Consider the following 24445-nt stretch of genomic DNA (forward strand, 5'->3'; position numbering starts at 1 on the left):
CTCACGGCTAGGGCCGAGTGATCACGAACTCCAGCTCGCGCTCGCCCGGCGCCCCCGGCACCTCCGCGGTGCCCCCGCTCGGCACGAACCCCGCCTTGCGGTAGAACGCCTCGGCGCGACCGTTCTTCTCGTGCACGAACAGCCGTACGCGATCGAGCCCGATCCCCCAGGACCACTCAAGGGCGGCCTCGAAGAGCGCCCCGGTCACTCCGGCCCCGCTCCCCCGGTGCTCGGGCCGTACGAAAACCCCGACCAGATGCCCCTGGCTCTGCTCGACCACGCTCCCGAAGGGGTCCTGCGACCCGGCCTCCTCGACCAGCACGGTCACGGACCCGACCCACTCCCCGCCCTCATCCACGGCGACGAACTGCTGCCGCTCGGTCGTCCCCTCCGCCGCCCCCGCGGCCCGCTCCCGCCAGAACGCGTCGGGCTTGGCGGCGGCATCCTCGTACGTCTCCAGGAATGCGAGATGCGCGACGGGGTCCCGCAAGGCGATGAGCCGGAGCTCCTTCACCTTGGCCCACTCGTCGGAACGTATGGAACGGATCACGTGGTTCATGCAGGCCACCGTAATACGCGCCTACGACATCACCCACTGGATATCCACCCTGCCGACAGCCGCCGTCCGGGGCCCCGTCATGCTCTTCCCTGAACGCACATTGATCCAGGGGAGAAAGCCGCATGACCAAAGTCCAACTAGAGGAACTCCGCGAGGTCATCCACCCTGCGGGCAAACTGGACAGCAGGGCGGAGCACTGGGCCGGCCGCCTCTACATGCGTGCGCTCTCGCTGCGGGTGACCCGCCTGATGCTCGGCACGCGCTTCTCGCCGAACCAGATCACGACGGTGATGGTCTTCTCGGGCGTGCTCTCCGGAGTCGCCCTGGTGCTGCCGGGCCTCGCCGGCGCCGTACTCTCTGTCGTCTTCATGCAGCTGTATCTGCTGCTGGACTGCGTGGACGGCGAAGTGGCCCGCTGGCGCAAGCAGTTCAGCCCGCTCGGCATCTACCTGGACCGCCTCGGCGCCTACCTCGCCGACGCCGCCGTCATGGTCGGCATGGGCATCCGCGCCTCCGAACTCGGCCTGAACCTCTACCTGGTGGCCGGCCTGGCGGCAGCCATCGGCGTCCTGCTCCTCAAGTCGTCCTCCGACCTGGTCCACGTGGCACGCTCCGACAGCGGCATGCAGAAGGCCACCGACCAGTCGGTCGTCCCGCGCTCCAGCGGCCTCGCCCGGGTCCGCCGCCTCACCTCGGCCGTCGGCCTCCACCGGCTGGTCAACGGCATCGAGTGCACCCTGCTGCTGCTCGTGACGGCGATCGTCGACCTGGCGCTCGGCGACCTGACGGCGACGAAGATCGCGACCGTGGCCGTGACCGCGATCGTGTGGCTCCTCGTCCCCGCCCACATCGTCTCGATCGTCGCTTCGTCCCGTCTGAATTAGCCCCCTCGAAGGGAATGGCCCCCACTCCCGATGGGAGCGGGGGCTGTTGGCCGGCCGGTGTGTCGGCGGCCCCGGTGGCGGGAACGGCGGTACCTGCCGGCACAGTGACAACTCGACGTCTGTTTCCGCGTCTCAGGGCCATGAGTCACGAAGGCGGCGCGGGGGTTGGCGGACAAGGGGACTGCGGTCTTGGCGTGAGCATGACTGCATAGTGAACGCGAAAAAGCCCCAACTCCGGGTGCGTACCCAAGAGTTGAGGCTTCTTCTCAAAATTAGTTCGGCGGCGTCCTACTCTCCCACAGGGTCCCCCCTGCAGTACCATCGGCGCTGTAAGGCTTAGCTTCCGGGTTCGGAATGTAACCGGGCGTTTCCCTCACGCTATGACCACCGAAACACTATGAAACTGTCAACCGCACCACACCCGGTGGCCCCGGGTATGGGGTTGTTCGTGGTTTCAGAACCAACACAGTGGACGCGAGCAACTGAGGACAAGCCCTCGGCCTATTAGTACCAGTCACCTCCAGCGGTTGCCCGCCTTCCAGATCTGGCCTATCAACCCAGTCGTCTACTGGGAGCCTTAACCCCTCAAGGGGGTGGGAGTCCTCATCTCGAAGCAGGCTTCCCGCTTAGATGCTTTCAGCGGTTATCCTTTCCGAACGTAGCCAACCAGCCATGCCCTTGGCAGGACAACTGGCACACCAGAGGTTCGTCCGTCCCGGTCCTCTCGTACTAGGGACAGCCCTTCTCAAGACTCCTACGCGCACAGCGGATAGGGACCGAACTGTCTCACGACGTTCTAAACCCAGCTCGCGTACCGCTTTAATGGGCGAACAGCCCAACCCTTGGGACCGACTCCAGCCCCAGGATGCGACGAGCCGACATCGAGGTGCCAAACCATCCCGTCGATATGGACTCTTGGGGAAGATCAGCCTGTTATCCCCGGGGTACCTTTTATCCGTTGAGCGACGGCGCTTCCACAAGCCACCGCCGGATCACTAGTCCCGACTTTCGTCCCTGCTCGACCCGTCGGTCTCACAGTCAAGCTCCCTTGTGCACTTACACTCAACACCTGATTGCCAACCAGGCTGAGGGAACCTTTGGGCGCCTCCGTTACTCTTTGGGAGGCAACCGCCCCAGTTAAACTACCCATCAGACACTGTCCCTGATCCGGATCACGGACCCAGGTTAGACATCCAGCACGACCAGACTGGTATTTCAACGACGACTCCACACTGGCTGGCGCCAATGCTTCACAGTCTCCCAGCTATCCTACACAAGCCGAACCGAACACCAATATCAAACTGTAGTAAAGGTCCCGGGGTCTTTCCGTCCTGCTGCGCGAAACGAGCATCTTTACTCGTAGTGCAATTTCACCGGGCCTATGGTTGAGACAGTCGAGAAGTCGTTACGCCATTCGTGCAGGTCGGAACTTACCCGACAAGGAATTTCGCTACCTTAGGATGGTTATAGTTACCACCGCCGTTTACTGGCGCTTAAGTTCTCAGCTTCGCCACCCCGAAGAGTGACTAACCGGTCCCCTTAACGTTCCAGCACCGGGCAGGCGTCAGTCCGTATACATCGCCTTACGGCTTCGCACGGACCTGTGTTTTTAGTAAACAGTCGCTTCTCGCTGGTCTCTGCGGCCACCCCCAGCTCAAGGAGCAAGTCCTCTCACCAGTGATGGCCCCCCTTCTCCCGAAGTTACGGGGGCATTTTGCCGAGTTCCTTAACCATAGTTCACCCGAACGCCTCGGTATTCTCTACCTGACCACCTGAGTCGGTTTAGGGTACGGGCCGCCATGAAACTCGCTAGAGGCTTTTCTCGACAGCATAGGATCATCCACTTCACCACAATCGGCTCGGCATCAGGTCTCAGCCTTGATGTGCGACGGATTTGCCTGCCGCACGGCCTACACCCTTACCCCGGGACAACCACCGCCCGGGATGGACTACCTTCCTGCGTCACCCCATCACTCACCTACTACCACCTTGGGCCGACGGCTCCACCACTTCCCTTTCCCCGAAGGGTCCGGGACGGCTTCACGGTCTTAGCATTAATGGGCTCGATGTTTGACGCTTCACAGCGGGTACCGGAATATCAACCGGTTATCCATCGACTACGCCTGTCGGCCTCGCCTTAGGTCCCGACTTACCCTGGGCAGATCAGCTTGACCCAGGAACCCTTAGTCAATCGGCGCACACGTTTCTCACGTGTGTATCGCTACTCATGCCTGCATTCTCACTCGTGAACCGTCCACCACTGCCTTCCGGCGCGGCTTCACCCGGCACACGACGCTCCCCTACCCATCACAGCCTCCGTTGGGAGTATTGCTGCAATGACACGACTTCGGCGGTACGCTTGAGCCCCGCTACATTGTCGGCGCGGAATCACTAGACCAGTGAGCTATTACGCACTCTTTCAAGGGTGGCTGCTTCTAAGCCAACCTCCTGGTTGTCTGTGCGACTCCACATCCTTTCCCACTTAGCGTACGCTTAGGGGCCTTAGTCGATGCTCTGGGCTGTTTCCCTCTCGACCATGGAGCTTATCCCCCACAGTCTCACTGCCGCGCTCTCACTTACCGGCATTCGGAGTTTGGCTAAGGTCAGTAACCCGGTAGGGCCCATCGCCTATCCAGTGCTCTACCTCCGGCAAGAAACACACGACGCTGCACCTAAATGCATTTCGGGGAGAACCAGCTATCACGGAGTTTGATTGGCCTTTCACCCCTAACCACAGGTCATCCCCCAGGTTTTCAACCCTGGTGGGTTCGGTCCTCCACGACCTCTTACAGCCGCTTCAACCTGCCCATGGCTAGATCACTCCGCTTCGGGTCTTGAGCGCGCTACTATACCGCCCTATTCGGACTCGCTTTCGCTACGGCTTCCCCACACGGGTTAACCTCGCAACACACCGCAAACTCGCAGGCTCATTCTTCAAAAGGCACGCAGTCACGACGCACTGAGTAAACTCAATGCGCGACGCTCCCACGGCTTGTAGGCACACGGTTTCAGGTACTATTTCACTCCGCTCCCGCGGTACTTTTCACCATTCCCTCACGGTACTATCCGCTATCGGTCACCAGGGAATATTTAGGCTTAGCGGGTGGTCCCGCCAGATTCACACGGGATTTCTCGGGCCCCGTGCTACTTGGGTGTCTCTCAAACGAGCCGTTGACGTTTCGACTACGGGGGTCTTACCCTCTACGCCGGACCTTTCGCATGTCCTTCGCCTACATCAACGGTTTCTGACTCGTCCTGTCGCCGGCAGACGACAGAAGAGAGATCCCACAACCCCCCAAGCGCAACCCCTGCCGGGTCTCACACGCTTGAGGTTTGGCCTCATCCGGTTTCGCTCGCCACTACTCCCGGAATCACGGTTGTTTTCTCTTCCTGCGGGTACTGAGATGTTTCACTTCCCCGCGTTCCCTCCACATGCCCTATGTGTTCAGGCATGGGTGACAGCCCATGACGACTGCCGGGTTTCCCCATTCGGAAACCCCCGGATCAAAGCCTGGTTGACGACTCCCCGGGGACTATCGTGGCCTCCCACGTCCTTCATCGGTTCCTGGTGCCAAGGCATCCACCGTGCGCCCTTAAAAACTTGGCCACAGATGCTCGCGTCCACTGTGCAGTTCTCAAACAACGACCAACCACCCATCACCCCCGGTACAACCCGGAGTTCACTGGGGCCGGCACTGAAGGCAGCCGCATTCGGCCGTACCCTCAGACACCCAACAGCGTGCCCGACCGGATCCCGTCCGGAGATCATGCGTTCCACGCCCCGAGGGGCAGTACTTGCAGCCTCCGACCCGTTGAACCCGGTCGAATAATCAACGTTCCACCCATGAGCAACCACCGTCGAACGTGTGCCGACGTAATGGCCCTGGACCACCGAGCAAGCTCGGCGGCCTAGATGCTCCTTAGAAAGGAGGTGATCCAGCCGCACCTTCCGGTACGGCTACCTTGTTACGACTTCGTCCCAATCGCCAGTCCCACCTTCGACAGCTCCCTCCCACAAGGGGTTGGGCCACCGGCTTCGGGTGTTACCGACTTTCGTGACGTGACGGGCGGTGTGTACAAGGCCCGGGAACGTATTCACCGCAGCAATGCTGATCTGCGATTACTAGCAACTCCGACTTCATGGGGTCGAGTTGCAGACCCCAATCCGAACTGAGACAGGCTTTTTGAGATTCGCTCCGCCTCGCGGCTTCGCAGCTCTTTGTACCTGCCATTGTAGCACGTGTGCAGCCCAAGACATAAGGGGCATGATGACTTGACGTCGTCCCCACCTTCCTCCGAGTTGACCCCGGCAGTCTCCTGTGAGTCCCCATCACCCCGAAGGGCATGCTGGCAACACAGAACAAGGGTTGCGCTCGTTGCGGGACTTAACCCAACATCTCACGACACGAGCTGACGACAGCCATGCACCACCTGTCACCCGACCACAAGGGGGGCACCATCTCTGATGCTTTCCGGGTGATGTCAAGCCTTGGTAAGGTTCTTCGCGTTGCGTCGAATTAAGCCACATGCTCCGCTGCTTGTGCGGGCCCCCGTCAATTCCTTTGAGTTTTAGCCTTGCGGCCGTACTCCCCAGGCGGGGCACTTAATGCGTTAGCTGCGGCACCGACGACGTGGAATGTCGCCAACACCTAGTGCCCACCGTTTACGGCGTGGACTACCAGGGTATCTAATCCTGTTCGCTCCCCACGCTTTCGCTCCTCAGCGTCAGTAATGGCCCAGAGATCCGCCTTCGCCACCGGTGTTCCTCCTGATATCTGCGCATTTCACCGCTACACCAGGAATTCCGATCTCCCCTACCACACTCTAGCCTGCCCGTATCGACTGCAGACCCGGGGTTAAGCCCCGGGCTTTCACAACCGACGCGACAAGCCGCCTACGAGCTCTTTACGCCCAATAATTCCGGACAACGCTTGCGCCCTACGTATTACCGCGGCTGCTGGCACGTAGTTAGCCGGCGCTTCTTCTGCAGGTACCGTCACTTTCGCTTCTTCCCTGCTGAAAGAGGTTTACAACCCGAAGGCCGTCATCCCTCACGCGGCGTCGCTGCATCAGGCTTTCGCCCATTGTGCAATATTCCCCACTGCTGCCTCCCGTAGGAGTCTGGGCCGTGTCTCAGTCCCAGTGTGGCCGGTCGCCCTCTCAGGCCGGCTACCCGTCGTCGCCTTGGTGAGCCACTACCTCACCAACAAGCTGATAGGCCGCGGGCTCATCCTTCACCGCCGGAGCTTTCAACCGCAGACCATGCGGTCCGCAGTGTCATCCGGTATTAGACCCCGTTTCCAGGGCTTGTCCCAGAGTGAAGGGCAGATTGCCCACGTGTTACTCACCCGTTCGCCACTAATCCACCCCGAAGGGCTTCATCGTTCGACTTGCATGTGTTAAGCACGCCGCCAGCGTTCGTCCTGAGCCAGGATCAAACTCTCCGTGAATGTTTTCCCGTAATCGGGACGACACCACGAGAGCGGAACCGTCCGAGGAATAATCGAAACGGTTCACAGCGTCCTCGCTGTGCGCCTGCCAGGCATCGCCCGGCAGGACTTTTTCAAAGGAACCTCGCCACCGGAAGTTTCCGGCAGACGGGGTATCAACATATCTGGCGTTGATTTTTGGCACGCTGTTGAGTTCTCAAGGAACGGACGCTTCCTTTGTACTCACCCTCTCGGGCTTTCCTCCGGGCGCTTCCCTTCGGTCTTGCGTTTCCGACTCTATCAGATCTTTCCGATCCGATTTCCTCGGTGCTTTCCAGGTTTCCGCTTTCGCGTTTCCCTTTCCGGCGGTTCCGACTCTATCAGATCCTTTCGGGCCTGACTCCCAGTCAGCGGGGCTTGTCTTCGCAGCTGTTGGGCCGTTCCGACGTCCCAAACTTTAGCGGATCCACTCGGCAGTTCCTAATCGGACCGCCGAACCCAAGGCGAATTGAATTCGGGCACGCCGAATTCCACCCGATTGGGAGATCGTACTGGTGGTTTGGTTGCCGCATCAGCGGCGGAGGTGCCGCCGCAGAACCGTTACGGCTCCGTGGCAACTCGAAGAACCTTACGGATCGGGCAGGGTGATGTCAACCGCCCCTGTCAAGATCTTTAATCGAGGTCGCTGAGCCGACCGCCGGCGTCCGGCTGGGCGTGCTCTACGCGTCGTAGAAGGCGGGTCAGAACCTCACCCAGGACGCCGCGTTCATCGGCGGACAGGTCCTGGAGCAGGTCCTCTTCGAAGACCGTGGCCAGGCGCATCGCCTCAAGCCACTTCTCGCGCCCCTCGTCCGTGAGCTCCACGATGACGCGTACCCGATTGGACTCATCGCGCTCTCGCGTGACCAGCCCCTCGGCGACCAGGCGGTCGATGCGGTGGGTCATCGCGGCCGGAGTGAGGCCCAGCCGCTTGGCGAGGTCGCTCGGGCCCATGCGGTACGGAGCCCCGGAGAGGACGAGTGCCTTGAGGACCTCCCACTCGGCGTTGCTGATGCCGAGCGCGGCGGTCTGGCGGCCGTAGGCGACGTTCATCCGCCGGTTGAGGCGGGAGAGGGCCGAGACGATCTTCTCGACCTGGGGGTCGAGGTCCTGGAACTCGCGCTGGTAGGCGGCGATCTGTTCTTCGAGTGTCGGCTCACTGACGCCGGGAGTGTCGCCCATGGTCGCAGTATCGCACGGTGTCGCTTGGCGTTGAAGTCCTTCGAGGTGTACAGTTCAATGTCTAACTTTAGCTTCGAAGTCTTCACCTCTGCATCCATGCAGAGGGAAGCTTCACGACCAAGGCAGGTGAAAGTGACCAGGGCGATGGGCGCAGCGATGCGCCGGATCCACGTGGGCAACGCACTGAGCGCGTTCGGGCTCGGCTTTACCGTCCCCTTCCTCTACGTCTATGTGGCGCAGGTACGGGGACTCGGCTCCATGACGGCGGGCATCGTGCTCGCCGTCTTCGCCGTGGCCGCTCTCGTCGTGCTGCCGTTCGCCGGTCGGGCCATCGTCCGGCGCGGCCCGCGGCCGGTCCTGCTCGCCGCCCTGGTCACCGCCGCCTTCGGTGCGCTGAGCCTGGGGCTCGCGAACAGCGCCACTACGGTGCTGCTGTCGGCGGCCGCGCTCGGCGCCGGTCAGGCCGTGATGCAGCCGGCGCTCGCGACGATGATCGTGGACTGCTCCACGGCGGACACCCGCTCGCGCGCCTTCGCCACACAGTTCTTCCTGCAGAACCTCGGGCTGGGCATCGGTGGTCTGATCGGCGGCCACATCGTCGACACCTCGCGGGCGAGCTCGTTCACGCTCCTCTTCGCGATCGAGGCGGCGATGTTCCTGCTGCTGGCCGTGATCATGTCGACCGTACGGATGCCGCACGCGCCGAAGGTCGAGGGTGCGCCGCAGGCCAAGGGCGGCAGCTGGAAGCAGCTGCTCGGAAACCGGGCCATGGTGCAGCTGTCCGTGCTGGGCTTCGTGCTGTTCTTCGCCTGCTACGGGCAGTTCGAGTCGGGGCTCTCCGCGTACGGCGTCGAGGCGGCCGGGATCTCCACGTCCGCGCTCGGTACGGCGATGGCGGCGAACACCGCGATGATCGTGGTCGCGCAGTTCGCGGTGCTCAAGTTCGTCGAGCGCCGGAAGCGGTCCCGGGTGATCGCCGCGGTCGGTCTCATCTGGGCCTTCGCGTGGCTCACAGCCGGTTACGCGGGCCTCGGCCACGGCAGCCAGACCATGGCCACCGCGGCCTTCGTCTCGACGTACGCGCTCTTCGGGCTCGGCGAGGCGATGCTGTCGCCGACCGTGGCGCCGCTGGTCGCCGACCTGGCACCGACGGGCATGGCCGGTCAGTACAACTCCGCCTTCGCCCTGGTGAAGCAGCTCGCGCTGGCGGTCGGTCCCGCGGTGGGCGGTCCGATGGGGGCCTCGCTGCACGGCCCGTACATCGTGACGTTCCTGCTCTTCTCTCTCGGCATCACCTTCCTGGCCGTGCGGCTGGGGCAGCAGCTCACCCCCGTACAGAACCAGCCGTCGCTCGCGAAGAGCCGGGTGGTCGCGCGCGGCGGGGCGCCGACGGAGCCGGTGCCGGTCGCGGCGAGCTCCTGACGGACTCATGCACGACGGCGGCCGTGACCACCTTCCCCGTGGTCGCGGCCGTCTTCGTGTGTCAGCGGACCCCTGTCACCAGGTTGGCCGTGAAGGGGAGGGTCGCGCTGCCGTCGGGGGCGGTGCGGTCCGCCAGGCGGGCATGGACGGCGCGGCCTGCCCGTACGAGGCCGGCGTCGCCGGCGTTGTCGACGATCGCCTGGCCCCAGGACGTCGACGAGAGCTGGCCGGGGGCGTACTCGGCGAGGGGCGGGAAGGCGATGCCGAAGCTGACCTCTCGGGATGTGACGTCGTGGAAGCCGGCGGTGCGGAGGGCGGTGGTGAGCCGTTCGGCGGTGCCGGAGAAGGCGCCCTCGTAGTCCGCGGCGACCTCTGGGCCGCCGTACTCCTTGACGGCCTCGTACTGGGCCACGAAGTACGGGATGCGGTCCCTGTCAGCCCAGGCGGTGGCGACGAAGCGGCCGCCCGGGCGCGTCACGCGGGCCGTCTCCGCGAACGCCGCGTCCAGGTCGGGGAAGAACTGGACTCCCTGCTGGCAGACGATCGCGTCGAAGCCGGCGTCCTGGTAGGGGAGTTTGTCTGCCGGCGCCGCTGTGAAATCGATGTCCGGGTACATGCGGGGTGCGTGTTCCCTGGCCACTTTGATCATGCCCTCGTTGACGTCCGCGCCCGAGACGCGGCCCGCTGGGCCTACGCGGGCGGCGGCCGCCCTCGCCACGAAGCCCGTGCCGCAGGCCAGGTCGAGGACCGTGGCACCGGGGAACAGGTCGGCGGCGTCCAGGATCGCCTCCACGAAGGGCGCCATCAACGGCGCGGCGTACTGCTCATAGCGCTCGGGAGCACTGCCTTTGAGCTGAAAGCCCGTTTCGTCTGCCATGGGGGAGCTACTAGCACCGGGCGGGGTGGGCGGCTAGGTGACGCGCAGGGGCCGGGCGGTTGGGTTTTTCAGCGCCCCGTCAGGGGCGCGGGGAACTGCGCGACAAACCCCCACCCACCCGCAGCAAAAAGGACAACCCAGGGGGTCTGGGGGCGCAGCCCCCAGGTACGGGAATGGGCAGGGGCGGAGGGGGCGAAAAACTACCCACCCGGCAACCCGAACTCGCACCAAACCGCTTTCCCACCCCCCGGCGTACGCCGCGACCCCCAGCCGGAGGCGATCGTGGCGACGATGGCGATGCCACGTCCGGCCTCGTCGCCGGGCTCGGCACGGCGGCGACGCGGCAGGTGTTCGTCGCCGTCGGTGACCTCGATGATCAGTCGGCGATCGGTGCGACGCAGGCGCAGGCGCATCGGCGGGGTGCCGTGCCGCAGCGAGTTGGCGACGAGTTCGCTCGCGGCGAGGACACCGAGGTCGTGCAGATCGGACGGGAAGCGCCAGCTGGTGAGCACGCCGGAGGCGAAGGCACGCGCGCGTGGAGCCGCTTCGACTCCGCCGAGCAATTCCAGGGCGGCGTTCCGGAAGAGCTCGCCGTCCGGGCCCGTACGCGCCGGGTGTTGGAGGACGAGGACCGCCACGTCGTCGTCGTGGTCGGCCGTGACGCCCGCCGAGCGGACGAGGCGGTCGCAGATCACCTGGGGGGTGCCCGTGGCACCGGCCAGGGCACGCTCCAGGGACGCGATGCCCTCGTCCAGGTCCTCGTCGCGGCGCTCGACGAGGCCGTCCGTGTACAGGACGGCGGTGGAGCCGGGGCCCAGCGGCACCGATCCCGACGCGTGCAGCCAGCCTCCGGTGCCGAGCGGCGGCCCGGTGGGCTCGTCGGCGCGGTGGACGGTGCCGCTCTCGTCGCGGACCAGGATGGGCAGGTGGCCCGCCGAGGCGTACACCAGCCGCCCCTCGTTCGGGTCGTGGACGGCGTACACGCACGTGGCGATCTGGTTGGCGTCGATCTCGGTGGCGAGACCGTCGAGGAGTTGCAGGACCTCGTGCGGGGGGAGGTCGAGGCGGGCGTACGCGCGTACGGCCGTACGCAGCTGGCCCATGACCGCCGCCGCGCGGACCCCGCGGCCCATGACGTCGCCGATGACGAGCGCCGTGCGGCCGCCGCCGAGAGTGATCACGTCGTACCAGTCGCCGCCGACCGCGGCCTCCGTGCCGCCGGGCTGGTAGGTGGCGGCGATGCGCAGATCGTCGGGCTCCTCAAGCTCCTGAGGGAGGAGGGAGCGCTGCAGGGTGACGGCCGTTTCGCGCTGGCGGCGCTCGCTGGCGCGCAGCCGTTCGGCGGCCTCCGCGTGGTCGGTGACATCGGTGGCGAAGATCAGCACGCCGCCGCCCTGGCCCTCCGGGGAGGCGTCGACGGGTGTGCAGGTGAAGGTGTACGAGCGCCCGCTCGGCACCTTGCGGGACTTGACCGTACGGGGCTTCGCGCTGCGCAGGACCTGGTCGAGGAGCGGCAGCAGGCCGAGTTCGTCCAGCTCGGGCAGCGCCGCGCGCGCGGGCTCGCCGACGGGACGTACGCCGAAGGCCGCCGTATAGGCGTCGTTGACGTACGCGACGCGGTGCTCGGGGCCGTGCACCAGGGCGACGAGCGCCGGGACGCGGTCGAGGACCTCGCGCACCGGCAGTTCGTCGACGGCGAGCGCGGACGGCGCGTCGTCGGTCAGCTGCTCGGCGCGGGCCGCGGGCACGGAGCCTTCCCCTCGTCGGTCCGGGGAGACCGTGTGCTCGGTCCGCGCTGCGGCGCGGCGCTGCGTTCCGGGGAGCCGGGCGCTCCAGCGCGTGAAGTTCACGAATCCTTGCCTCGTGTTTGTGGACTACGGCCGGCACCGGTCGGTCGGGGGTCCGGCCCGCGGCGGAGCCGCTGTTGAGTGCTGCGTCCCCCGGGGGACGCAGCACAGTGGGGAAAGCCTCGTGGGTTCAGAAGGGCGAGCGGTGGGCCCGCCCAAGGTCGTGGACCAGTCTGGCCGACCGGACCGACATCCGTCAGACGCCCGCCCAACCGGTGGAGTTCCTGGGTCCGGTCAGGACGACCCCTTCGGGTCGAGCTTGGGGTCGAGAGGATGCTTTCCACCGGCCGCGAGTTCGAACTCCGCACGGGGATGTTCGAGCGAACCGAGGGAAACGATCTCCCTCTTGAAGAGCCCCGCCAGGGTCCATTCGGCGAGCACACGGGCCTTGCGGTTGAAGGTGGGCACCCTGCTCAGGTGGTAGACGCGGTGCATGAACCAGGCAGGATAGCCCTTCAGCTTGCGCCCGTAGACGTGTGCGACGCCCTTGTGCAGCCCCAGGGACGCGACCGAGCCGACGTACTTGTGGGAGTACGTTTCGAGCGCCTCGCCGTGCAGGGAGTGCGCGATGTTGTCGCCGAGGACCTTGGCCTGGCGCAGGGCGTGCTGGGCGTTGGGCGCGGTCTCCTTGCCGGGCTCGGCGGTGACGTCGGGGACGGCGGCTGCGTCTCCCGCGGCCCACGCGTGCGTGACGCCGTCGATGGTCAGCTGGGGCGTGCACTTGAGGCGGCCGCGCTCGTTCAGGGGGAGGTCGGTGGCGGCGAGGATCGGGTGCGGTTTCACGCCGGCCGTCCACACGACCGTACGCGTGGGGAAGCGGGCGCCGTCACTGAGGACGGCGATCCGGTCCGCGCAGGAGTCGAGGCGGGTCTCCAGGCGTACGTCGATGTTGCGGCGGCGCAGCTGGGTGATCGTGTACTTGCCCATCTCCTCGCCGACCTCGGGGAGGATCCGGTCGGAGGCCTCGACAAGGATCCACTTCATGTCCTCGGGCCGGACGTTGTGGTAGTAGCGCGCGGCGTATCGGGCCATGTCCTCCAGCTCGCCGAGCGCCTCGACGCCCGCGTAACCGCCTCCTACGAAGACGAAGGTCAGGGCCGCGTCGCGGATCGCGGGGTCGCGGGTGGAGGAGGCGATGTCCATCTGCTCGATGACGTGGTTGCGCAGGCCGATGGCCTCCTCGACCGTCTTGAAGCCGATGGCGTAGTCGGCGAGCCCGGGGATCGGGAGGGCGCGGGAGATCGAGCCGGGAGCGAGGACGAGTTCGTCGTACGTGATCTGCTCCGCGCCCGCGCCCTCCTCCTCGGTGGCGAGCGTCGTGAGCGTCGCGGTGCGCTTGGCGTGGTCGATCGACCGGACCTCGCCGATGATGATCCGGCACTGGTCCAGGACCCGGCGCAGCGGGACGACGACATGGCGCGGCGAGATCGAGCCCGCGGCGGCCTCGGGAAGAAACGGTTGATACGTCATGTACGGCTCGGGCGAGACGACCGTGATCTCGACCTCACCCCGCTTCAGTTCAGGCTTCAACTTCTGCTGCAGACGCAGAGCTGTGTACATCCCGACGTAGCCGCCGCCGACAATGAGAATGCGCGCACGTTCCTTCACCATCCCATGACGCACCCAGCTCTGGAGTTTGTCCACAGGCCCGACAATTTGTGTGACCGGACGCCGACAACGCGCAGGGTTGGCCGATTTGCCGGAGTGCGTGGAAGATTCGCAGGTCAGCGGGGGTGAGCGGGGTGAGCGGAGGGGACGTAATCGGGACGTAACCGCCCCGTACTCCGATCGGGGGGCGCTCCGTGCGGAACCTGCCCCTTCTGAATTGACCCCCTCTCAACTATGTTCGTGTGTCGACGGGGTGTAGGGGGATGCGCTCGACGAGTCCGCAGGGCGGGCTCGTGCACACAAGCTTGTTCCGCACGCTCCGGCTACCAATGGCGGGGAGAGTCTCCGGGGGGAGACGTCATTACCGGGGGAACGCTTATGCACATTCAGGATTCTCATTGGTCTTCCGCGTCTGCCATCGCATCCGGTGGCACGGTCGGCGCGGCAGCGAGCGGCAACGGCCGCGGTCCGGCTGAAGGATCGCGTACGACGCCGCTGCGCGTGGACGCACAGCGCAATCTGGAGCACGTACTGCGCGCGGCGCGCGAGGTCTTCGGCGAGCTGGGATACGGCGCGCCGATGGAGGACGTGGCGCGGCGCGCGAGGGTCGGTGTCGGCACGGTGTACCGGCGCTTCCCGAGCAAGGACGTCCTGGTGCGCCGGATAGCCGAGGAGGAGACCTCCCGGCTGACCGACCAGGCACGCGCGGCGCTCGGCCAGGAGGACGAGCCGTGGTCGGCGCTCTCGCGCTTCCTGCGCACATCGGTGGCCTCGGGCGCCGGCCGGCTGCTGCCGCCGCAGATACTGCGCGTCGGCGTCGCGGAGGACGGGGTCGAGGCGGACGAGGCGCGGGTGCCGCAGCAGCGGTCCCAACTCACGCCCGAACTGCGGCTCGTCGAGCAGCGGCCGGCACCCGAGGAGGAGTCGGTGATCGCGGCGGCGGACGACGCCGGTGCGGCGGCGCTGCTCGACGTGGTCGGCCGGCTGGTGGAGCGGGCGCGCGCGGCGGGCGAGCTGCGGGCGGACGTCACCGTGGCGGACGTACTGCTGGTGATAGCCACGGCGGCGCCCTCGCTGCCGGACGCCGCACAGCAGGCCGCGGCATCGGCCCGGCTGCTCGACATCCTGCTGGAGGGTCTGCGCTCGCGTCCGGCGTGAGCCGCCCTCAAGCCCTCGAGTACCGGGTCTTCCTGAAGTGTGGGGTTTCCTGGAGTAACCCGGGCTTCCCGGAATGCCGGGCTCTCCCGGAGTAGCGGGCCGTCCTGGACGCGGGTGCTGCGCCACTCGCGTACCGGGTGCACCGGCTACGCTCCGGACATTTCGGGCATCGCGGCAACTTCCGCGCGGGGGCCGTTCGTTGACTATTCCCCAAACGAGTGACCGCTAGTGCTGTCGTGTGGGAAGTCCCCACGGACGAGTGGTTGGTCCGTACTGGGGGGTCGGTCCCCCTGAAGCGTGTGGCACTCTTTCCCGGTATTCGGGTCCGAGTGTGCAGGCGGGGGCTTTCCGCGATGAGCGTTGACGGGCGGGACGAGTCACTCGGTGACGGTGGCACGGACGGCGAAACGGGAACGGGCGGGCCGTCGACGCCACAGGTGCCCAGTCAAGGCGGGCGGCAGGGCGGCACCCCGGGCGCCGCGCCCTCGGATGCCACGCCGTCCGGTGGCGCACCGTCCGGTGGCGCGCCAGGTCCCAGCGTCCCGCCGCAGCGTGACCGTTTCGACCGGCGCGACGGTGGTGTCCTGCCGCCGCCCCCGGCCGATCTCCCGCCGTCCGACGCCGATCTGATCGAGCGGATGCGCGCGGGTGACGACACGGCGTACGAGGAGTTGTACCGGCGCCATGCGGACGCCGTGCGCCGGTACGCCCGCACCTGCTGCCGGGACGGGCACACCGCCGACGACCTCACGGCCGAGGTGTTCGCCCGCATGCTGCAGGCGGTACGCGGCGGCAGCGGCCCCGAGCATGCCGTACGCGCGTATCTGCTGACCTCCGTCCGCCGCGTCGCCGCGAACTGGACGAAGTCGGCGAAGCGGGAGCAACTGGTCGACGACTTCGCGGTGTTCGCGGCGCGGGCCGCGCGCACCTCCGAGGTCTCCGACGACGACACACTCGACCTGGGCGCGGACGTGCGCGCGATGCACGAGGCCGAACAGTCCATGGCCATGCAGGCGTTCCGGTCGCTGCCCGAGCGCTGGCAGGCCGTGCTGTGGCACACGGAGGTCGAGGACGAGTCGCCGAGCGAGGTCGCCACGCTCTTCGGACTCGACGCCAACGGCACCCGAGTCCTGGCCAGCCGCGCCCGCGAGGGCCTCAAGCAGGCCTACCTCCAGGCGCATGTGAGCGCCACGCTCACCATGGACGAGGAATGCGCCCGCTACGCCGACCGGCTCGGCGCCTACGCCCGCGGCGGGCTGCGCACGCGCGCCGAGCGCGGGCTGCGCAAGCACCTGGAGGAGTGCGCCAAGTGCCGGCTGGCCGAGGGCCAGATCAAGGAAGTCGCCAGCGGTATCCCCGCGGTCGTGCCGGTCGCGGTCATCGGCTGGTTCGGTGCCGCCGGATACGCGAAGGCCGTCGCGCTCATCGCCGGTGGCGCCGGAGCGGGAGCCGCAGGCGCGGCCGCCGCGGCGGGCGGCAGCTCTGGCGGCGCGAGCGCGGGTGGCGGCGCGGCTGCCTCGGAGGGGATCGGCGCACCGGTCAAGGCCGGTATCGCGGCGGGGGTCGTCGCGGTGGCCGCGGCGGCGGTGGCACTCGCCCTGGTCGGCAACGACAGCCCGGCCAGGAAGCCCGACGCCAAACCGGCCGCCTCGCCCGCCGTCGAAGCGCCGCTGCCGTCGCCGAAGCCGCCGAAGAAGGCACCCGCGCCGAATCCACCGGTAGTGGCGCCCACCCCGACTCCTACGCCGACCCCCTCTCCGACGCCCAGGCCCACCCCGAAGCCCACGCCCAAGCCGTCGCCCACGCCCACCCCGACGAAGCCGAAGCCGACCCCCGAGCCGACCCCGACCCCGACGCCTCCCCCTCCCGCCCCGGTCGTCTACCAGTGGAGCGAGCTGAACTACGGCGTCAACGGCGACCACACCAAGCCCGAGATGCGGCTCGGCGAGAGCAGTTGGGTGTGGCAGCGCGAGGGGGTGTCGATCGCGAACAACCAGTACGCGCACGGCGTGACCGTCCACGGCCAGTCGTCCGTCACCATCGACCTCAACCGCAGCTGCTCCTCCTACGACGCGATGGTCGGCGTCGACGACCTGACGATGGGGCTCGGCAAGGTGCGCTTCTGGGTGTACGTCGACGGGGCCGAGGCATGGCAGTCACCGATGATCAAGGGCGGCGACCAGGCGGTCCCCGTCCATGTGAACCTCACCGGCCGCAAGACGATCCGCCTCGTCGTCGAACCCCACTCACCCTTCGACTCGGCGGCGCTGGCGGACTGGGCGGAGTCGAAGTTCCTGTGCCGGTGAGGTGCGCCGCTACTGGTCGGCGTGCTCCTTGAGCGCCTCGGCCAGGTCGCGCAGGGCGTCCTCCGTGGTGAAGTCCGAACCCGTGGCGCGCTCGGACTCATAACGCACCGGGCCGAGGGCCGCCATCGCGGTGGCCTCCGTGCGCTCGGCCTCGGCGCGCTCGCGCGCGGGACGCAGATGGCCGCCGCGCCACCGCGTGGCGGCTGCCAGCAGACGGGTCGCGGGCGGATGGTCGCCGAGTTCGGCGAGGAAGCCCGCCGCGACATCGACGAGGCCCGCCGCCACCACATCGGCGCACCGCGCGTCCACCGCCTCCCGCAGGGCGTCGAACAGCTTCCGCAGACCGGGCTCCGGGCCGGACTCGGCGGCCGTGACGAGCGCGTCCACCCAGTTCAGCGCCGCCATGAACTGCGGGGGCGGGCTGCCCTGGGAGCTCACCTCGCACGCCTGCTCCCACAACTCGCGCGCGAAGGCCACCTCCCCGTCGTCCAGGGCAATCTGGGCACGCAGCACGCAGACGAACGCCCGGGAGTCCATCACCCCGTACCGGTCGGCCGCCGCGCTCGCCTCGTCCAGAGTGGTCAGCGCCCTGGACCGCTCGCCCGCGCGGTAGGCGATCTCGGCCAGCCGCGCCATGAGGAAGGGCGTTTCGGCATACGCGCCCACTTCGTAGGCAAGCCGCAGCGCCTCCTCGTACTCCCCCTTCGCCTCGTCGAAAAGGCTGCGCGCCATGGCCGCCTCACCGGCCGCGCTGCACACCTGGGCCCGCATCCAGCGGTCCCCCACCCGCCGGCTGAGCACCCGCAGCTCCGCCAGGTCGTCGTCCACGCCGTCCATACCACCCGGCGCGTCGACGACCATGTGCGTACGGAACATCAGGATGACCCCGATCTCCCACTCGCCGCCGTACGCACGGCAGTTGGCGACCGCCACGTCCATGGTGAGCCGCATGTCTTCCGAACCGCTCAGGAAGAAGGCGGCCAGCGGCCAGACGATGCCCGGCATACGTGCCGCGTCCGGGCCGCCCTTCTCGAAGACCGCCCGCACCCGCGTGAGGTATTCCCGCATTCGGCCGTCGTCCCGACGGTCCGGTTCGACTTCCAGCTTCATGAACAGGTGGAGCATGCGCAGCCGCATCCGCATACCGCGCAGCGGGTGCTCCTCGCTCTCGGGGGCGTCGAGGAAGGCCCCCACCGGGTCGACGGCGTCCAACTCGGCAAGGTGGACATCACCGGCGGCGGGGGAAGAACCGCCCGCGCTTCCCGTGATCCCTGCGACGGGCAGGACCTCAAGGCCGATCGCCGCGCCCAGCCGCAGCACGAGATCCGTCCATTCCGTGCCCTCGCGGCGGAAATTGCGCAGCCACCAGAACCAGCCCATGGCGAGGACCAGGGCGCCGGCCTCCTCCTCGTCGCCGGCGACGATCGCGCGGTGGAGGGCCGCCCTGATGTTGTCGAGCTCGGCCTCCAGGCGTCTGATCCACGGAAGCTGCTCGGCGGAGCGCAGCAGCGGCTCGGCCTCCTCGACGAGCGCGCGCACCCACGCGCGGTGGCGCCGCTCGGCCGCGGCGCGCAGCTCGGGGACCTCGGCGGCGCGCTCGGTCGCGTACTCGTGGATGGTCTCCAGCATGCGATACCGCATGCCGCCGCTGCCGTCCGTGTCGTACGGGGTGGCGACGATCAGGGACTTGTCGACCAGCGCCCCGACGAGGTCGGCCGCGGGCCCGGTGCACACGGCCTCCGCGGCCGCCAGGTCCCAGCCGCCCGCGAACACGGACGCCTCGCGCAGCACGGTCCGCTCCCGCTCGTCGAGCAGGTCCCAGGACCAGTCGACGACGGCGCGCAGCGTCTGCTGGCGGGGCAGCACCGTGCGGCTTCCGGAGGTGAGCAGCCGGAAGCGGTCGTCGAGCCGGTCGGCGATCTGACGAGGGGTGAGCAGCCGCAGCCGGGCGGCGGCCAGCTCGATGGCCAGGGGCAGGCCGTCGAGCCGTCGGCAGATCTCGTCCACGGCCGCCGAGTCGTGCGGGGAGGCGCCTGCGTCGGGACGGACGACCGACGCCCGCTCCATGAAGAGGCGGCGCGCGGGATCGGGCGGCAGGGGCTCGACCGGGCGCACGAACTCGCCGGGCACACCCAGCGGTTCACGGCTGGTGGCGAGGATCGTGAGGCCCGGGCAGTGCGTGAGCAGAGTCTCGGCGAGCTCTGCCGCCGCGCCGATGACATGTTCGCAATTGTCAAGGATCAGGAGCTGGCTGCGCGGGGCGCAGTACTCGACGAGCAGGGCGAGCGGGTCGTCCTGCGGGACCGCCATCTCGTTGGTGATCAGCACGGTTTCGCGCAGACCGAGGGCGCTGACCACCGCGCCCGGGACCGCCTCGGGCCGGTCGAGCGGAGCCAGCTCGACCAGCCACGCCTGCGGAAGCCCGGCGGCGGCTTCCTCGGCGAGGCGGGTCTTTCCAGAACCACCTGGTCCGGTCAGGGTGACCAGGCGTGCCCTGTGAACATCCGAACGGATGGCGTCGAGTTCGGGTTCCCGGCCGACGAACGAGTTCAGACGGGGACGAATGTTTCCGTTCCGCAAAGCACGGGAGGAGTCTCCCGGTTCGGCGGAGCCCACGCGCGACGTCCCACCGGCGCGGGCCTGGTGGTGAGCCGTGCTGCTCCCCGACCACGACCCGTCCCCCTCATCCCACTGCGGCCGGGGATCCAACAACTCCTCATGCAGGGCCCGCAGTTCCGGTCCGGGATCCGCTCCCAGCCCGTCCATCAATCCGCGGCGCACCCCCTCGTACGCGGCCAGGGCGTCCGCGCCGCGGCCGGCGTCGCGCAGGGCGCGGATGAGCAGAACATGCAGCGCCTCGTCGTACGGGTGAGCCGCCGTCAGTTCCCTCAACTCCGGTACGACGTCGGTGGCGCGGCCGAGTCGCAGGTCCGCCTCGATGCGCGTCCGGGTCGCCTCCTGGCGGAGGGCCTCCGGGCGGGTCGCAACCGTGCGGTCGGGCAGGTCGGCGAGGGCGGGACCGCGCCACAGGCCGAGGGCTTCGCGCAGACTGTCGGCGGCGGTCATGGCGTCGCCGCGGTCCAGCGCCGCCTTCCCCTCCCCCACCAGCCGCTCGAAGACGAACAGATCCACGTCGTCCTTGGCGGCCCGCAAACGGTAGCCGCCTGCCTCGGAGGCGACCGTGTCCTTGCCGATGGCTCGGCGGAGGCGGCCGACGAGGGCCTGCAGTGCCGCGGGGGCGTCCAGCGGAGGATCGTCCGCCCACACCTCGTCGATCAGGGTGTCCGGAGCGGTGGTGCGGGCGGGGCGTTGCGCCAGCACCGCGAGCAGCGCGCGCACGCGGGGGCCTCCGACGGCGACCTGGGCCCCCCGGTCATCCTCCACCTGGGTGACCCCCAGAATCCTGTACCGCACCCACCCATTCTCGCCGCCCCCCGCCCTCGAGGCACCGGCTTTCCCCGGCGAGCCTCCCCGGGCCCTCCGCTTCACCTCCGACCCACCCGGCGGGCGGTTCGCAAGGTCAGCGTTTTCGCCCCCTCCGCCCCTACCCGTCCCGTACCTGAGGGCTCCGCCCCCAGACCCCCGAATCGTCCTGCCGGCCTCACCCTCAAACGCCGGACAGGCCAAAAGATCAAGCCCCGGCCGGGGGCGAGAGAGCGGGCGGGACAGGTGGGGTGCCGCACGGACGTGCGGCATGGCGGGCTGGAGGCTCGTCGCCTCTTCCACTCTTCCTCCCGCCGGGCAGGTTGACGTCCCGGACGGGCTGACGGGTGCCGGCCGGGGTGAAGAAGACTCGCTAGGTGGGCAGCAGGCGGCTTGGGGTGGCAACCCGCTGGGGTAGGCGGGGTATGGCCGGTGCGTGGAGGGCGCTCGTCGCCTGTCCCCCCGCCGGACAGGTTGAGGTCCCCCGGCTAGAGGTGAAGGGTGCAGGCAGGGTGAGCGGATGGGACCCATCCCCTCATCCCCCGCCGGACAGGTTGAGGTCCCAGCCAGGCTGAAGAGCGCAGGCAGGGTCATTGGCATACACCCGCACTCGCCCACGCACGGGAGGGGCCGTGCCGGTACATCACATGCCCCGTCGCTTACGTGGTTGCCAACAGGCAGAGCCACGTAAGCCAAGCGATCTGCCACCGGCGACGGGGCGGATGTACCGGCACGGCCCCGACCCACCCACCGACGGAAAGGCGGAAAGGCGAAGCCACCCCGGGCGGAACGCGAGGAGTACCGCCGACCCACCCACCGGCGGAAAGGCGAAGCCACTCACCGACAGAAACCCGACCCACCCACCGGCAGCAAGGCGAAGCCACCAACCGACAGAAACCCGCTACCCACCCGCCAGCAGCAAGGCGAAGCCACAAGCTCCCCTCACCGGCGGAACGCGAGGAACACCCCCACCTACCCCCGCCGAACCGCCCCGGCCCCCGCCCCCAACGCCCGCCCCTGCGGCACAATCCCCGCGGGCACAGCCCGCTGCCGAGCAGGCGTCCCCGTCCAGCAGGTCCCCCGCCGGGCCAGCAGCCGCCGGAGCCACAGCTCCAGGGAGACCAGGTCGGCCAGCCCGTCCAGCGGCAGCGGCTCGCCCTCCGCGGCCGCCCGCAGCGCCTTGCGGACGACGCGGGCCTCGACCAGGCCCGCCTGGGCGAGCAGCGGCGTGTCGAACAGCGCGATCAGGGAATCCGCGGCCACCCGCAACCCCGTACGCGCGGCCGCAGCCGAGGACGCGTGGGAAGGCGCGCCCCAGCCGGCGGGGAGATCAGCCACCCCCGCCCCCTCCAGCACCGTACGCAGAATCGCCGCCCGAGCCCCGGGCTGCACCCGCAGCGCCTCCGGAAGGTCACGGCACGCGCGTACCACCTGGTTGTCCAGGAACGGCACGTGCAGCCGCTGGAAGCGGATCTCGGCGGCCTGCTCCAGGACACGCAGATCCGCCGCGTGACGGGCAAGCGCCGCACGCGCGCGGAAGTCGCCCGGGCGCTGCCCGGGCCCCACCCCGGGCCGCCCCGTAGCCCCCTGCAGGCGAACCGATACTTCAGCCAGCGCCTCCCCGGTCAGCCAACGCGCCGCGGGCCCGGGTCTGGCCCAGGTGAGCGCGGCGAGCGACGCCCCCACAGCACCCCCCGGCTCCTCGAACCGCCGGTGCAGCAGCCGGTCGGCGAGCACGTCGACACCGGTGCGGTACGGCGTACGGGCCAGCTTCCGCGCGGCGCCGTACACGCGCGCGGGGACCATCACGGACCCGTCGGCCTTCGCCAGCGCGGCGACAGGCTTCACCAGATGTCGCCGCTTGCGGTCCATCAACAGGTCCGCGAGCCGCGCCGGGTGGGCGTCCAGGACCTGCCGGGCGCCGTACCCCGTGAAGTGGTCCGCGCTCCCCGAGGAGAGCCGCACGCGATGCCGGGCGGCCGTCACCAGCGACGGGCCGGGCTCGTCCGTCAACGGGCCCTCCAAGTCGGCGTAGGGGAGCACCTCTTCGCCCCCGGCGACGACCACATGGTGCAGCCGGGGATTCGCGGCCAGCGTCCCGGCCCGCTCCAGCTCGGCCTCCCGCCCGCTGACGGCAAGGTCGTTGAAGGTGACCGCGAGAAGACGCTCACCGGCGCCCGTGCCATGCCCCAGGACGGTCCCGGGCGCCCCCGGAAGCCCGGCCGCGAGCAGCGCCAGCGTCCCCGAGGCGGGCCCGCCCGAAAGGTCGGCGCCGATCCCCGGCACCGGCATCCCGCGCGCGGCACGCCGCTCGGCGGGCCCCATCCCGGGCACGGGCCCGGGGTCCACATCGGTGCCCGGCACATGGCGCGGCGCGGCCAGACGCGCGCGTACGGCCTCGACGAGGGCATCGCGCACGGCGTCCACGGCGCTCGCGGGGTCGGCCGAGGGCGCCGCGACCGCGAGGGAGGCGACCGGCTCGTACCCGGCGATCTCACGCGCCCCGGCGCGCAGGATCAGCGCGTGCCCCGGCGGGATACGCCGCACGCCGTCGTACGGGGTCGAGTCGTGCACCGCGGCCGGTACGTCGGGGGCGGCGAGCAGCGCCGCCAGATGCCCGAAGTCGAGGTTCGCCTCGATGAGGTCGGCGAGGGGCAGCGCGGCGGTCGCGTAGGCCGTACCGCCCGCCCAGGGGGTGTAGAACACGGGCCGCGCGCCCGCGAGATCACCGCAGACGGTCACCCGCCGGCCCACCTGGACGACCGCCGTGTAGCTGCCGGACCAGTTGGTCAGATGCCGAAGTGCCCCTCCGCGCGCGGCGAACAGCCCGACCCGCAGCTCCTCGTCGGAGGCTCCACAGGTGCCGAGTACGGCGATCCGGTTCTGCGCGTCGGCCTTCACGACGCGCACCTCGTCGGGGCGCCAGTCGCCGACGGCCCAGAGCGGATCGGGGTCGCCCCAAAGGAGTTGGGAACCCACCGGATGGACGGTCTCGCCGTCGCTTCCGGTGGCGCCGGCCGAGCCGATCTCAGGCGCTCTGGCGGCGGTACTGCTCCACCCCACCAACCATCGCATCGCCGCCTCCACAGGCTGTGGACAACCAGTGCACCGTACGAACTTGGCACCATGCTGCCACGAAGGAAGCGCGTGGGAGGGCCCCTGCGGCGGCTTGCGCTCCCTGAAGTGCGCCCCCAAGTGGGCGCCCGCGCCGATCCGATGCCGACGCACGACCGCCGTCGACCCCACCCGCCACCGACGAGGAGCCGCCCTCCAAAGCGGCGTGGAGCACCCCGTCGCCCGACACCCGAGCGGCATCGAGCATCCCATCGCCCGACACCCGAAGCGCCGTCGAGCAACCCGCCGACCGCCCCCGAAGCGCCATCGAGCAACCCGCCGAACGCCCCCCGAGCGGCATCGAGCCGCCCCCACGACCAATACCCGACCAGCCCCGGGCCGACGCGAATGCGCCCCCGATACGCTCCCTCAAAACACCCTACGCGCCCTCAACTGTCGTGGTAGGAGCCCTAATTGCCCTCGAGGGCCACCATCGATTTTCGGCCAAATCGGCTGCGGATGGACAGGCGTGCATACGCTCCGTACAGACCTTGCGCACCGCTCCGGCAACGCACAGTCCGGGAGGCGGAGTTCGCCTCCCGGACCGGTCCGCCGCCCGCGGGGATGGAGGCGGCGGTGTCCCCCAGCCCACTGGAT

11 protein-coding genes and 3 rRNA genes are annotated in these 24445 nt (G+C 68.6%); 4 read left to right on the forward strand and 10 right to left on the reverse strand.

Translation table 11 applies throughout. From position 1 onward, the window contains the following. Positions 1–7: 7 nt before the first annotated feature. Positions 8–559 carry a GNAT family N-acetyltransferase gene (locus tag AB5J53_RS23230; protein WP_369247597.1) on the reverse strand — a complete coding sequence of 184 codons (552 nt, stop codon included), beginning with the start codon at positions 557–559 and terminating at the stop codon, positions 8–10. Between the two features lie 122 nt (positions 560–681). On the opposite strand from AB5J53_RS23230, the gene AB5J53_RS23235 reads away from it, so the two are divergent. Then, positions 682–1443, forward strand: coding sequence for a CDP-alcohol phosphatidyltransferase family protein (locus AB5J53_RS23235; RefSeq protein ID WP_369247598.1), 762 nt, complete (start codon positions 682–684; stop codon positions 1441–1443). A 275-nt stretch (positions 1444–1718) separates the two neighbouring features. Here AB5J53_RS23235 and rrf read toward each other — a convergent pair. From rrf to AB5J53_RS23255, 4 genes are all read right to left on the reverse strand, one after another. Beyond that, a 5S ribosomal RNA gene (gene rrf / locus AB5J53_RS23240) occupies positions 1719–1835 on the reverse strand. A 92-nt stretch (positions 1836–1927) separates the two neighbouring features. Then, positions 1928–5050, reverse strand: a 23S ribosomal RNA gene (locus AB5J53_RS23245). A 317-nt stretch (positions 5051–5367) separates the two neighbouring features. Continuing rightward, a 16S ribosomal RNA gene (locus tag AB5J53_RS23250) occupies positions 5368–6893 on the reverse strand. The 16S, 23S and 5S rRNA genes sit together here, the layout of an rRNA operon. A 651-nt stretch (positions 6894–7544) precedes the next feature. Then, complete coding sequence (locus tag AB5J53_RS23255; protein ID WP_369247599.1) at positions 7545–8093, reverse strand: MarR family winged helix-turn-helix transcriptional regulator; 549 nt, start codon at positions 8091–8093, stop codon at positions 7545–7547. A gap of 144 nt (positions 8094–8237) precedes the next feature. Between AB5J53_RS23255 and AB5J53_RS23260 the strand changes: the two genes are divergently transcribed. Next, the gene (locus AB5J53_RS23260; protein WP_369247600.1) at positions 8238–9515 is read left to right on the forward strand and encodes an MDR family MFS transporter; all 1278 of its coding nucleotides are present in this window, start codon (positions 8238–8240) and stop codon (positions 9513–9515) included. Positions 9516–9576: 61 nt separating this feature from the next. On the opposite strand, the gene AB5J53_RS23265 is transcribed toward AB5J53_RS23260, so the two are convergent. From AB5J53_RS23265 to AB5J53_RS23275, 3 genes are all read right to left on the reverse strand, one after another. After that, positions 9577–10392 carry a class I SAM-dependent methyltransferase gene (locus tag AB5J53_RS23265; protein WP_369247601.1) on the reverse strand — a complete coding sequence of 272 codons (816 nt, stop codon included), beginning with the start codon at positions 10390–10392 and terminating at the stop codon, positions 9577–9579. 200 nt (positions 10393–10592) lie between these two features. Beyond that, on the reverse strand, positions 10593–12242 hold the full coding sequence (locus tag AB5J53_RS23270) for a SpoIIE family protein phosphatase (protein WP_369247602.1): 1650 nt from the start codon (positions 12240–12242) through the stop codon (positions 10593–10595). A 231-nt stretch (positions 12243–12473) separates the two neighbouring features. Next, the gene (locus AB5J53_RS23275) at positions 12474–13850 is read right to left on the reverse strand and encodes an NAD(P)/FAD-dependent oxidoreductase (RefSeq protein WP_369247603.1); all 1377 of its coding nucleotides are present in this window, start codon (positions 13848–13850) and stop codon (positions 12474–12476) included. Positions 13851–14225: 375 nt separating this feature from the next. On the opposite strand from AB5J53_RS23275, the gene AB5J53_RS23280 reads away from it, so the two are divergent. Together AB5J53_RS23280 and AB5J53_RS23285 are read left to right on the forward strand one after the other, a co-directional pair. After that, on the forward strand, positions 14226–15005 hold the full coding sequence (locus tag AB5J53_RS23280) for a TetR/AcrR family transcriptional regulator (RefSeq protein ID WP_369247604.1): 780 nt from the start codon (positions 14226–14228) through the stop codon (positions 15003–15005). A 353-nt stretch (positions 15006–15358) separates the two neighbouring features. After that, complete coding sequence (locus tag AB5J53_RS23285) at positions 15359–17311, forward strand: sigma-70 family RNA polymerase sigma factor (RefSeq protein WP_369247605.1); 1953 nt, start codon at positions 15359–15361, stop codon at positions 17309–17311. A gap of 9 nt (positions 17312–17320) precedes the next feature. Here AB5J53_RS23285 and AB5J53_RS23290 read toward each other — a convergent pair whose 3' ends face one another. Further along, the gene (locus tag AB5J53_RS23290) at positions 17321–20725 is read right to left on the reverse strand and encodes a BTAD domain-containing putative transcriptional regulator (protein ID WP_369247606.1); all 3405 of its coding nucleotides are present in this window, start codon (positions 20723–20725) and stop codon (positions 17321–17323) included. A 981-nt stretch (positions 20726–21706) separates the two neighbouring features. Next, complete coding sequence (locus tag AB5J53_RS23295; protein WP_369247607.1) at positions 21707–23809, reverse strand: asparagine synthase-related protein; 2103 nt, start codon at positions 23807–23809, stop codon at positions 21707–21709. Positions 23810–24445 lie beyond the last annotated feature (636 nt).

Origin of the sequence: Streptomyces sp. R41 (assembly GCF_041053055.1) — a bacterium.
Classification (GTDB): Bacteria; Actinomycetota; Actinomycetes; order Streptomycetales; family Streptomycetaceae; genus Streptomyces.

Bases quoted from the DNA above. Each gene is read 5' to 3' on its own strand.
- AB5J53_RS23230 (WP_369247597.1), bottom strand. From the start codon at position 559: ATGAACCACGTGATCCGTTCCATACGTTCCGACGAGTGGGCCAAGGTG.
- AB5J53_RS23235 (WP_369247598.1), top strand. From the start codon at position 682: ATGACCAAAGTCCAACTAGAGGAACTCCGCGAGGTCATCCACCCTGCG.
- AB5J53_RS23255 (WP_369247599.1), bottom strand. From the start codon at position 8,093: ATGGGCGACACTCCCGGCGTCAGTGAGCCGACACTCGAAGAACAGATC.
- AB5J53_RS23260 (WP_369247600.1), top strand. From the start codon at position 8,238: ATGGGCGCAGCGATGCGCCGGATCCACGTGGGCAACGCACTGAGCGCG.
- AB5J53_RS23265 (WP_369247601.1), bottom strand. From the start codon at position 10,392: ATGGCAGACGAAACGGGCTTTCAGCTCAAAGGCAGTGCTCCCGAGCGC.
- AB5J53_RS23275 (WP_369247603.1), bottom strand. From the start codon at position 13,850: ATGGTGAAGGAACGTGCGCGCATTCTCATTGTCGGCGGCGGCTACGTC.
- AB5J53_RS23280 (WP_369247604.1), top strand. From the start codon at position 14,226: ATGCACATTCAGGATTCTCATTGGTCTTCCGCGTCTGCCATCGCATCC.
- AB5J53_RS23285 (WP_369247605.1), top strand. From the start codon at position 15,359: ATGAGCGTTGACGGGCGGGACGAGTCACTCGGTGACGGTGGCACGGAC.
- AB5J53_RS23295 (WP_369247607.1), bottom strand. From the start codon at position 23,809: ATGCGATGGTTGGTGGGGTGGAGCAGTACCGCCGCCAGAGCGCCTGAG.